Origin of the sequence: Enterobacter mori LMG 25706, from assembly GCF_000211415.1 — a bacterium.
GTDB lineage: Bacteria > Pseudomonadota > Gammaproteobacteria > Enterobacterales > Enterobacteriaceae > Enterobacter > Enterobacter mori.
In genome coordinates, this window is the sequence record NZ_GL890774.1 from 368,538 (window position 1) to 379,517 (window position 10,980).

Sequence of the window (10,980 nt, forward strand, 5' to 3'; positions counted from 1 at the left end):
ACCGCCTGTCCGGACGGCGCCAGCGCGGAGTGCGGCAACGCCAGACCCAGCGCTTCCGCGACCACCTGCGAGGTGCCCGCCGTGCCGAGGAACTGACACCCACCGCCCGGCGAGGCGCAGGCGCGACAGCCAAGCTCGGCGGCCTCCTGTAGGGAGAGTTCGTGGTTGGCGAAGCGCGCGCCGATGGTCTGGACCTTGCCCGCGTCTTCCCCCACGGTCGGCGGCAGCGTCGCCCCGCCCGGCACCAGAATGGTCGGCAGGTCATGCATCGCGGCCAGCGCAATCATGGTGGCCGGCAGCCCTTTATCGCAGGTCGCTACGCCGATCACCGCCCGGCGCGTCGGCAGGGAGCGGATTAGGCGGCGAAACACGATCGCCGCGTCGTTGCGGTACGGCAGAGAGTCGAACATGCCGTGCGTGCCCTGCGAGCGTCCGTCGCACGGATCGCTGACGAAGGCCGCGAACGGGATCCCGCCGTTGCGCGTGATCTCCTTCGCCGCCGCCTGCATCTGCATGCCGATTTCCCAGTGCCCGGTGTGGTAGCCCAGCGCAACCGGGCGTCCGTCTCCGGCGCGGATCCCGCCCTGGGTACCAATAATCAGCACCTCTTTGCCGGTGAGCTTGTTGGCGTCCCAGCCCATCCCGGCGTTCTGCGTCATGCCGAACAGGTTGCCGCTGGGGGATTCCATCAGCATTTGCGGGGTCAGCGGCAGCGCGCCCTGCGGCCCCGCTGCGTGGGTAATGACGGCATAAAACGCATCGTCCTGCGGGGTGAAAATTTTCTCGATGGTCATGGTTATCGTCCGGCTCAGCAGAGCTTGAGCTGTTGCAGCAGGGTTTTCAGCTGCGCCTTGCGCGGCGCGTCCAGCGCCGAGGCTGGCGGCAGAACGTGCGTAGAAATCGGGCGGCCGCAGAGCACGATCGCCTCTTTAATCACGTTCACAAACGGCGTATCCAGCTGATACATCTGCGGTATTTGCAGTAAGGTCTGATGATACTCAGCCGCTTTCGCCACGTCTTTATCCCGCCAGGCTTTCAGAAGATTCACCGACACCTGCGGGGCAAAGTTGCCGCTCGCCGAAATCGCCCCGTCGCCGCCGAGCAGCAGGGTATTAAATAGATGATCGTCGTAGCCGCACAGCACGGTGAAGTGCGGATGGGCGGCTTTGACGGTGTGGATCATGCTGCGCAGGTGGGCGACGGAGTCGATGGTGTCTTTGATGCCGATAATGTTGCTGCGCGAGTCGGCGAGGGTTTTCACCAGCGCCGGGGTCAGATCCTGCCCGGTCAGCGCCGGGAAGTTATAGAGCATCACCGGCAGCGTGACGCTGTCCGCCACCTGCTCGAAGTAGCGGATCAGATTCGCTTCCGACACTTTCCAGTAGTAGGGGTTAATCACCACGATGCCGTCCGCGCCCGCCTGCTGCGCGTGCTGGCTTAGCTCAATGGTTTCCCGGGCGTTGGTGCCGCCGGTGCCGATCAGTACCGGCACGCGACGATCGACGTGATCGATAGCAAAGCGGGCAATCGTTTTACGCTCTTCGGCGCTGAGCTGGGAGAACTCGCCGCCGCTGCCCAGGAAGAACAGGCCGTCGACGCCTGCCTTGATCAGATCGTCGATCAGCGCGGCGGTGCCCTGCTTATCGAGCTGGCCGTCGGCGGTAAAAATGGTGGAGACAGGGGGAATGATTCCCGTGAACAACGCGGACTGCGGCATGAGATCTCCTTGTTGAATCATTTTGTTCTACATTATAGAACAGCGTTCATTAATTTAACGATCATACTATGACGCAGAAAAAGCGCAGGTAAATGAGAGATGAGGAGGGAGTGTGGGAAGTTTAAGCTGGATCACATTATGCGTGGGGGGGGGGGGGCCCCCCCTCTCCCACAGGGAGAGGGGACTTTTACACCCTCTCCCCCTGGGAGAGGGCCGGGGTGAGGGAAACTTACTCCACCAGCATTTTAACGACCACTTTCCTGACCTTAGCAGGCGCCCTCACCGTGCACAGCGGCTTATGCACTTCGCCCGGCCAGAACACCACGAAATCCCCTTCGCTCAGCACCACGGTTTTCTCCTGCTCGCCTTCCGGCAGGAACGCGATGTCTTTCTCCGCCAGCCAGTCGGTGTCCGGCGTGCCGTGCGGCAGGGTGCTGAAGGTCATTCCTTCCTGGCCTTTCATAATTATCTGGATGTCCAGATAGCGCGCGTGGAACTCGGCGCGGCGCTCGGCGAACGGTTGGGTCATGTCTTCCGAGACCAGATAAAACAGGTTGTTACCGCTGATGTCGTGTTTCCCGAGCGGCGTGGCGTCGGTGACGTGGGCTTTGACGTGCTCAATGGCCTGACGCAGATCGTCAGGCAGCCAGGACTGCAGATGGTGGATGTTGCCGATAATCATGAGAAAACCCTCGATATAAAACAACGTTTCATTTTTATCTTTTACCCGAGAATCCCGGCTGCCATACCAGCCCTTTTTGGACGAGGTTTGCGCGAGCGCATGTTTATCGGAAAAGGTGTTAATTTGCTGTTAACCCTGCCCAGGCATTTATGCAGGGGTTATGCATAACCTCTATACGTGCTTATCGCACGGCTGTTCTAACCTCTTGATCATGCTCTCTAATTAACAAAACCCGTTGCCGCCTCACACTTTACTGTTTTGATAATTTGCTCTAAAAAACCATAATTATTTATTGATTTTTCTTAAGTCAAAAATAGTTAATTACGTTAATTGCATAGCCATTCTTATGCATAATATTTATCATTTAAAATCAGCCACATAACAACATATTTCAAAAGATTAAAATCTACAAAATAATAACAACCTCAAATAATGCCACCAGATCCTGCTTAGCTATTCACCCCTCAATAATATGAAATTAATCATTATCTGATGCGAATCATGCAAATGAAAACAAACCCCTTAATATCCGGTTTCGCGTGAGCAATATCACATTACGGATTATTTAACTGCCTAGTATAAATCACGAAATCAATTGAGCTTAGCCGCCATGCAATTAAATACATCACATGGCGCATGCCCTATTTATTCTGAAAAACAGTTAAAGGAATAATTATGGAAAAGCATTACGTCGGTTCTGAAATTGGTCAATTGCGTAGCGTTATGCTGCACCGCCCAAATTTAAGTCTTAAACGTTTAACCCCGTCAAACTGTCAGGAGCTGCTATTTGACGACGTGCTCTCGGTTGAACGGGCGGGTGAGGAGCATGATATTTTCGCAAACACGCTGCGCGAGCAGGGTGTGGAAGTCCTGCTGTTGACCGACCTTCTGACACAAACCCTTGATATTGCAGAGGCGAAGGCCTGGCTTCTGGATACGCAAATCTCCGACTACCGCCTCGGCCCCACCTTTGCCGGCGACGTCCGCGGCTGGCTGGCGGATATGCCGCACCGCGAACTGGCGCGCAGATTAAGCGGCGGATTAACCTACGGTGAAATTCCGGCAGCCATTAAAAATATGGTGGTCGATACCCATACGGCGAATGATTTTATTATGAAGCCGCTGCCGAACCATTTATTTACCCGCGATACCTCCTGCTGGATTTATAACGGCGTGTCCATTAACCCGATGGCCAAACCGGCCCGTCAGCGCGAAACGAATAACCTGCGGGCAATATATCGCTGGCATCCGGCGTTTGCCGACGGCGATTTTATTAAGTACTTCGGCGACGAGAATATTAATTACGATCACGCCACCTTAGAAGGCGGCGACGTATTAGTGATTGGCCGCGACGCGGTGCTGATCGGCATGTCAGAACGCACGACGCCGCAGGGCGTAGAGTTCCTCGCTAACAGCCTGTTCAAACACCGCCAGGCCGAGCGCGTGATCGCCGTTGAATTGCCAAAACACCGCTCCTGCATGCACCTCGACACCGTCATGACCCACATCGACGTGGACACCTTCTCCGTCTACCCGGAAGTGGTGCGCAAAGACGCCCAGTGCTGGACGCTCACCCCGGACGGACGCGGCGGCCTGCTGCGCACCCAGGAAACCGACCTGCTGCACGCCATCGAAAAGGCGCTCGGCATTAACCAGGTACGCCTGATCACCACCGGCGGCGACGCCTTTGAGGCCGAACGCGAGCAGTGGAACGACGCCAACAACGTGCTAACCATTCGCCCCGGCGTGGTGATCGGCTACGAGCGCAACGTCTGGACCAACGAGAAGTACGACAAGGCGGGCATCACCGTGCTGCCCATCCCGGGCGACGAGCTGGGACGCGGGCGCGGCGGCGCGCGCTGCATGAGCTGCCCGCTGGAACGCGACGGAATTTAAAGGAGCCATCATGGAACGAAAACCCACTCTGGTTGTGGCGCTTGGCGGCAACGCGCTGCTCAAGCGCGGCGAGCCGCTGGAAGCGGAGATCCAGCGTCAGAACATCGAGCAGGCCGCCCGCACCATCGCCGGGCTGACGGCGCAGTGGCGCGTGGTACTGGTGCACGGCAACGGGCCGCAGGTCGGGCTGCTGGCGCTGCAGAACAGCGCCTACGACAAAGTGACGCCCTACCCGCTGGACGTTCTCGGCGCCGAAAGCCAGGGGATGATCGGCTACATGCTCCAGCAGGCGCTGAAAAACAACCTGCCACAGCGCGAGGTGAGCGTCCTGCTCACCCAGGTGGAAGTGGACGCCGCCGACCCGGCCTTCAGCAACCCGACCAAGTACATCGGCCCGGTCTACAGCGAAGCCCAGGCAAAAGCGCTGGCCGCGGAAAAAGGCTGGGTGTTCAGGGCCGACGGCAGCTACGTCCGTCGCGTGGTGCCCTCTCCGCAGCCGAAGCGGATCGTTGAGAGTGACGCCATCACGGCGCTGATCCAGCGCGACCACCTGGTGATCTGCAACGGCGGCGGCGGCGTGCCGGTGGTGGAAAACGCCAACGGCTATCGCGGCATTGAGGCGGTGATCGACAAAGACCTCTCCGCCGCCTTGCTGGCGCGCCAGATTGAGGCCGATGCCCTGCTGATCCTCACCGATGCCGACGCGGTGTACCTCGACTGGGGCAAACCGACCCAGCGCCCGCTGGCGCAGGTGACGCCGGAGCTGCTCAGAGGCATGCAGTTCGACGCCGGTTCTATGGGGCCGAAAGTGGCCGCCTGCCGCGAGTTTGTTGAGGCCTGCAACGGCATTGCCGGGATCGGCGCGCTGGCCGACGGCGCGGAGATCCTGGCGGGCGAGAAAGGCACGTTGATTCGTAACTGAGTCGTTTTCCCCTCACCCTAACCCTCTCCCGGAGGGAGAGGGAATGTAAGCCCCCCTCTCCCCGTGGGAGAGGGCCGGGGTGAGGGCATCAGACAGCTAACAATTTAAAAAGGATTTACCCATGACCATCAACCTGAAAAACCGCAACTTCCTCAAGCTGCTGGACTACACCCCGGCAGAGATCCAGTACCTGATCGACCTCGCCATCGAGCTGAAAGCGGCCAAAAAAGCCGGGCGCGAGAAGAAAACCCTGGTCGGGAAAAACATCGCCCTGATTTTTGAAAAAACCTCCACCCGCACCCGCTGCGCCTTTGAAGTGGGCGCGTTTGACCAGGGCGCGCAGGTGACCTACCTCGGCCCAAGCGGCTCGCAGATCGGCCATAAAGAGTCGATGAAAGACACCGCCCGCGTATTGGGCCGGATGTATGACGGCATCGAATACCGCGGCTACGGCCAGGCCATCGTCGAAGAGCTGGGCGAGTATGCGGGCGTACCGGTGTGGAACGGTCTGACCGACGAGTTCCACCCCACCCAAATCCTCGCCGACCTGATGACCATGCTGGAGCACGCGCCGGGCAAAACCCTGCCGGAGCTGAGCTTTGCCTATCTCGGCGACGCGCGTAACAACATGGGCAACTCGCTGATGGTCGGCGCGGCCAAGATGGGAATGGACATCCGCCTCGTCGCGCCGAAGTCCTTCTGGCCGGAAGCGGGTCTGGTTGAGCAGTGCCGCGCCATCGCCAAAGAGACCGGGGCACGCATCACGCTGACCGACGACGTGGAAGAAGGCGTGCAGGGCACCGATTCCCTCTACACCGACGTGTGGGTCTCCATGGGCGAGCCGAAAGACGCCTGGGCTGAGCGTGTCAGCCTGATGAAGCCGTATCAGATTAACGCGCAGGTGATGAAAGCCACCGGCAACCCGAACGTCAAGTTCATGCACTGCCTGCCCGCGTTCCACAACGAGCACACCAAAGTGGGCCGCGAGATCGAGATGGCGTACGGGCTGAAGGGGCTGGAGGTGACGGAAGAGGTCTTCGAATCACCGAACTCCATCGTCTTCGACGAAGCAGAGAACCGCATGCACACCATTAAAGCGGTCATGGTGGCGACACTCGGCGACTAATCACCGCCCGGCGCGCCGCGGGGTGCGCCGGGTTCAGGAGAACATCATGGGCAAGTTCAAGTTTCCCTCCGCTTACACCATCCTCTTTTTTCTGATTGCCGTCGTGGCCGTGCTGACGTGGGTTGTACCGGCCGGGCAGTACCATATGGCAATGAACGAGGCACTCGGCAAAGAAGTGCCGGTTGCCGGAACCTACGCGCACGTGGCGGCGCATCCGCAGGGGCTGGTTTCGGTGCTGATGGCACCGATTGCCGGGCTGTACGATCCGGAATCCGGCCAGGCCGGGGCGATCGACGTGGCGCTGTTTATCCTGATCATCGGGGGATTTCTCGGGATCGTCACCAAAACCGGGGCGATTGACGCCGGGATCGAGCGCGTCACCACCCGGCTTCGCGGCCGCGAAGAGTGGATGATCCCGATCCTGATGGCGCTGTTTGCCGCAGGCGGCACGATTTACGGTATGGCCGAAGAGTCTCTGCCGTTCTACACCCTGCTGGTGCCGGTAATGCTGGCCGCCCGGTTCGATCCGGTTGTCGCCGCCTCCACCGTGCTGCTTGGCGCGGGGATCGGCACCCTCGGCTCCACCATCAACCCGTTTGCCACGGTGATCGCCGCCAACGCAGCCGGGATCCCCTTCACCAACGGTATCGCCCTGCGCGTGGCGCTGCTGGTCATCGGCTGGATCATCTGCGTGGCGTGGGTGATGCGTTATGCCCGCAAAGTTCGCCAGGATCCGTCGCTGTCGATCGTGGCGGATAAGCAGGAGGAGAACCGCGCCCATTTCCTCGGCGACAGGGGCGAGCAGACGCTGGAATTTACCCCGGTGCGCAAAATCATTCTGGTGATTTTTGCCCTCGCCTTCGCGGTGATGATCTACGGCGTGGCGGTGCTGGGCTGGTGGATGGCGGAGATCTCGGCGGTGTTTCTCGCCAGCGCGATTATCGTCGGCCTGATTGCCCGCATGAGCGAAGAAGAGCTGACGTCGACGTTTATCAACGGCGCGCGAGATTTGCTGGGCGTCGCGCTGATTATCGGCATCGCGCGCGGTATCGTAGTCATCATGGATAAGGGCATGATTACCCACACCATTTTGCACAGTGCCGAGGGGATGGTTACCGGGTTATCGACGGTGGCGTTCATCAACGTGATGTACTGGCTGGAAGTGGTGCTGTCGTTTCTTGTGCCTTCTTCGTCCGGCCTTGCCGTTCTGACGATGCCGATCATGGCACCCCTTGCCGATTTCGCTAACGTCAACCGCGACCTGGTGGTCACGGCTTACCAGTCGGCGTCCGGCATCGTTAACCTGGTCACTCCCACCTCAGCCGTCGTGATGGGCGGTCTGGCTATCGCCCGCGTGCCTTACGTGCGTTATCTGAAATGGGTGGCGCCGCTGCTGGGGATATTAACGGTGGTGATTATGGTGGCGTTAAGCCTGGGTGCCATGTTGTGATTTGCCGGATGGCGCTGCGCTTATCCGGCCTACGGATCGGTGCGGTGCCACCGGTTATTTCGGGAACTGATATGGGAACTATGATGGATTACGAAGAGTACTCTCCCAAAGAGCAACTACAGCTAACGGTCTGCCAGCGTCTGATCGCGGAAAAGAGCTACCTCTCCCAGGAGGAGATCCGCCGGGATTTGCAGGAGCGTGGTTTTGAGACCATCAGCCAGTCCACCGTGTCACGTCTGCTCAAGTTGCTTGGTGTCATAAAAATTCGAAATGCCAAAGGTCTAAAAATTTATTCGCTGAATCCCCAGCTGCGCCCCGCCCCCGATGCCGCGCGCACCGTCTCCGAAATGGTGGTGAGCGTGGAGCACAATAGCGAATTTATCCTTATCCATACCGTTGCCGGATATGGCCGCGCAGTGGCGCGTATTCTGGATTATCACCAGCTTCCGGAAATTTTAGGCGTGGTGGCCGGAAGCAGTATCGTCTGGGTCGCCCCTCGCGTCGTGAAGCGCACCGCGCTGGTGCATAAGCAAATTAATTATTTACTCAGAACGCATTAATATTCACAAAGAACCGTTTGCATTGAGTAAAGCGTGCATTAAATCGCTTGATCCGCAAAACGAGCTGCGTATAATGCCCGACAATTTGCCGGGAGGAAGCATGGTCAAGCGTGTACGACATATCGTCTTACCGCGTCTGAAATCAGACGCTGGCCTGCCGTTTTTCTTCCCGTTGCTAAACCTATTCCCAGAGCCCCTCATTTGAGGGGCTTTTTTTTGCCCGGCGTCAGGAGATAAACATGAATCCGCTTTATCAAAAACACATCATTTCCATAAACGACCTCAGCCGCGAAGAGCTGGAACTGGTTCTGGAAACCGCGGCAAAACTGAAGGCCAATCCGCAACCGGAGCTGCTGAAGCACAAGGTGATTGCGAGCTGCTTCTTCGAAGCCTCGACCCGCACCCGCCTCTCCTTTGAAACCTCCATGCCCCGCCTGGGCGCGAGCGTGGTGGGCTTCTCAGACAGCAGCAATACGTCGCTGGGTAAAAAAGGCGAGACCCTGGCGGATACCATTTCAGTCATCAGCACCTACGTCGACGCGATTGTGATGCGCCACCCGCAGGAGGGCGCGGCGCGTCTGGCAACCGAGTTTTCCGGCGGCATTCCGGTGCTGAACGCCGGCGACGGTGCCAACCAGCACCCGACGCAGACCCTGCTGGATCTGTTCACCATTCAGGAAACCCAGGGCACGCTCGAGAACCTGAACATTGCCATGGTCGGTGACCTGAAGTACGGCCGTACCGTCCACTCTCTGACCCAGGCGCTGGCGAAATTTAACGGCAACCGCTTCTTCTTCATCGCGCCTGACGCGCTGGCGATGCCGCAGTACATTCTCGACATGCTGGACGAGAAAGGCATTCAGTGGAGCCTGCACGCCAGCATAGAAGAAGTGATGGGCAACGTGGATATTCTCTACATGACCCGCGTGCAGAAAGAGCGTCTGGATCCGTCCGAATACGCTAACGTGAAGGCGCAGTTCGTTCTGCGCGCCAGCGACCTCGAGGGCGCACGCGACAATATGAAGGTGCTGCACCCGCTGCCGCGCATCGATGAGATCACAACAGACGTGGACAAAACGCCGCACGCCTGGTACTTCCAGCAGGCCGGAAACGGCATCTTCGCCCGCCAGGCGTTACTGGCACTGGTTCTGAATCGCGAATTGGCACTGTAAGGGGAAACGACAATGACACACGATAACAAACTCCAGGTTGAAGCCATCAAGCGTGGCACCGTGATTGACCACATCCCTGCGCAGGTGGGCTTTAAGCTGCTGACGCTGTTCAAACTGACCGAAACCGACCAGCGCATCACCATCGGCCTGAACCTGCCGTCAGGCGAGATGGGCCGCAAGGACCTGATCAAAATCGAGAACACCTTCCTGACCGACGAGCAGGTCAACCAGCTGTCGCTGTACGCGCCGGACGCCACCGTTAACCGCATCGACGATTACGACGTGGTGGGCAAATCCCGCCCGAGCCTGCCGGAGCGTATTGAAAGCGTGCTGGTCTGCCCGAACAGCAACTGCATCAGCCACGCTGAGCCAGTTTCCTCCAGTTTTGCAGTGAAAAAGCGCGCCAATGACATCGCGCTCAAATGCAAATACTGCGAAAAAGAGTTTTCTCATTATGTGGTACTGGCCAACTAATTGAGGTTGGTAAAGGATCCCGGCCTCCCTATAATGGCCGGGACTCTTAAATCAGCTGTTATTCTGGAGAAATCATGACCAAAGTACTCGCGACGGAAAATGCACCAGCGGCTATCGGCCCATACGTTCAGGCCGTTGATCTGGGCAGCATGATCATCACTTCGGGCCAGATCCCGGTGAACCCAAAAACCGGTGAAGTACCGGCCGACGTCGCGGCTCAGGCGCGTCAGTCGCTGGAAAACGTGCAGGCGATCGTGGAATCCGCGGGCCTGAAAGTGGGCGATATCGTGAAAACCACCGTTTTCGTGAAAGATCTGAACGACTTCGCCACCGTTAACGCCACGTATGAAGCTTTCTTCACCGAGCACAATGCCACCTTCCCGGCGCGCTCCTGTGTGGAAGTGGCCCGTCTGCCAAAAGACGTGAAAATTGAAATCGAAGCGATTGCCGTACGTCGCTAATTGATCTCAATAATTCATGGGCGGCTTCGGCCGTCCTTTTTTTTGGCTATTTTTCCTCTCACCCGCAGCATGACCTCCCCCGCCTGCCATTAATAACATTGCCGGTAATAACCTGAACGTGGGCGATAAGGTCATTGCCAGCTTCTTCGACGCTCACGGTGAAGTCACGGCCATGCGCACCGACATGACGATCGCCACCGCTGCCCAGGGTGATGCCAACCAGTGGTCTTACGATCTGGCGCAGAAAATTAACGCCGCGCACCTGGACGTCCGCGTCGGCGTGAAGGAAGAAGGCGGCGGACAACTCCGGTCCGCATGACTATATCTTCCCGGACAATATTGCGTCGTACAAAACCGGTACCGTGGTGCTGCAGCCGAAAGACGGTAAGACCTACCAGTGTAAGCCTTTCCCGTACAGCGGCTACTGCGTGCAGTGGAGCCAATACGCGACCCAGTTTGAGCCGGGCGTGGGTTCAGCCTGGAAAGAGGCGTGGGTGTTGAAGCACTGAGACGTCTGATT

11 protein-coding genes and 3 pseudogenes are annotated in these 10,980 nt (G+C 58.3%); 10 read left to right on the top strand and 4 right to left on the bottom strand.

The genetic code is table 11. The features are described from left to right. The 3 genes and pseudogenes from yagF to ENTMO_RS0103590 all read right to left on the bottom strand — a co-directional run. Window positions 1-794, bottom strand: a pseudogene (yagF, locus tag ENTMO_RS26390) (xylonate dehydratase YagF); the annotation flags it as partial. A gap of 14 nt (window positions 795-808) precedes the next feature. Further along, on the bottom strand, window positions 809-1,717 hold the full coding sequence (yagE, locus tag ENTMO_RS0103585; RefSeq protein WP_010427339.1) for a 2-keto-3-deoxygluconate aldolase: 909 nt from the start codon (window positions 1,715-1,717) through the stop codon (window positions 809-811). 229 nt (window positions 1,718-1,946) lie between these two features. Then, window positions 1,947-2,399 carry a YhcH/YjgK/YiaL family protein gene (locus ENTMO_RS0103590; RefSeq protein WP_010427341.1) on the bottom strand — a complete coding sequence of 151 codons (453 nt, stop codon included), beginning with the start codon at window positions 2,397-2,399 and terminating at the stop codon, window positions 1,947-1,949. Between the two features lie 675 nt (window positions 2,400-3,074). On the opposite strand from ENTMO_RS0103590, the gene arcA reads away from it, so the two are divergent. The 5 genes from arcA to ENTMO_RS0103615 all read left to right on the top strand — a co-directional run bounded on the left by arcA (window position 3,075) and on the right by ENTMO_RS0103615 (window position 8,353). Then, window positions 3,075-4,295, top strand: coding sequence for an arginine deiminase (gene arcA / locus ENTMO_RS0103595; RefSeq protein WP_010427342.1), 1,221 nt, complete (start codon window positions 3,075-3,077; stop codon window positions 4,293-4,295). 10 nt (window positions 4,296-4,305) lie between these two features. Further along, window positions 4,306-5,217 carry a carbamate kinase gene (gene arcC / locus ENTMO_RS0103600; RefSeq protein ID WP_010427344.1) on the top strand — a complete coding sequence of 304 codons (912 nt, stop codon included), beginning with the start codon at window positions 4,306-4,308 and terminating at the stop codon, window positions 5,215-5,217. Window positions 5,218-5,338: 121 nt separating this feature from the next. After that, on the top strand, window positions 5,339-6,343 hold the full coding sequence (argF, locus tag ENTMO_RS0103605) for an ornithine carbamoyltransferase (RefSeq protein WP_010427346.1): 1,005 nt from the start codon (window positions 5,339-5,341) through the stop codon (window positions 6,341-6,343). Window positions 6,344-6,389: 46 nt separating this feature from the next. Next, window positions 6,390-7,793, top strand: a complete 1,404-nt coding sequence (locus tag ENTMO_RS0103610; protein WP_010427348.1) for a YfcC family protein — start codon at window positions 6,390-6,392, stop codon at window positions 7,791-7,793. Window positions 7,794-7,873: 80 nt separating this feature from the next. Continuing rightward, the gene (locus tag ENTMO_RS0103615; protein WP_003863366.1) at window positions 7,874-8,353 is read left to right on the top strand and encodes an arginine repressor; all 480 of its coding nucleotides are present in this window, start codon (window positions 7,874-7,876) and stop codon (window positions 8,351-8,353) included. Window positions 8,354-8,356: 3 nt separating this feature from the next. Here ENTMO_RS0103615 and ENTMO_RS26050 read toward each other — a convergent pair. After that, a pseudogene (locus ENTMO_RS26050) lies at window positions 8,357-8,474 on the bottom strand (hypothetical protein). Between ENTMO_RS26050 and ENTMO_RS24950 the strand changes: the two are divergent. The 5 genes and pseudogenes from ENTMO_RS24950 to ENTMO_RS25665 form a co-directional block, all read left to right on the top strand. Continuing rightward, window positions 8,454-8,558, top strand: a complete 105-nt coding sequence (locus ENTMO_RS24950) for a pyrBI operon leader peptide (RefSeq protein ID WP_071524139.1) — start codon at window positions 8,454-8,456, stop codon at window positions 8,556-8,558. The pseudogene ENTMO_RS26050 and the gene ENTMO_RS24950 overlap by 21 nt on opposite strands. 34 nt (window positions 8,559-8,592) lie before the next feature. Beyond that, complete coding sequence (pyrB, locus tag ENTMO_RS0103620; RefSeq protein WP_010427351.1) at window positions 8,593-9,525, top strand: aspartate carbamoyltransferase; 933 nt, start codon at window positions 8,593-8,595, stop codon at window positions 9,523-9,525. A gap of 12 nt (window positions 9,526-9,537) precedes the next feature. Further along, on the top strand, window positions 9,538-9,999 hold the full coding sequence (gene pyrI, locus ENTMO_RS0103625; protein ID WP_010427352.1) for an aspartate carbamoyltransferase regulatory subunit: 462 nt from the start codon (window positions 9,538-9,540) through the stop codon (window positions 9,997-9,999). A gap of 74 nt (window positions 10,000-10,073) precedes the next feature. After that, window positions 10,074-10,460, top strand: coding sequence for a 2-iminobutanoate/2-iminopropanoate deaminase (gene ridA / locus ENTMO_RS0103630; protein WP_010427353.1), 387 nt, complete (start codon window positions 10,074-10,076; stop codon window positions 10,458-10,460). Window positions 10,461-10,557: 97 nt separating this feature from the next. Further along, window positions 10,558-10,969: pseudogene (locus ENTMO_RS25665) on the top strand (N-acetylglucosamine-binding protein GbpA); the annotation flags it as partial. Window positions 10,970-10,980 lie beyond the last annotated feature (11 nt).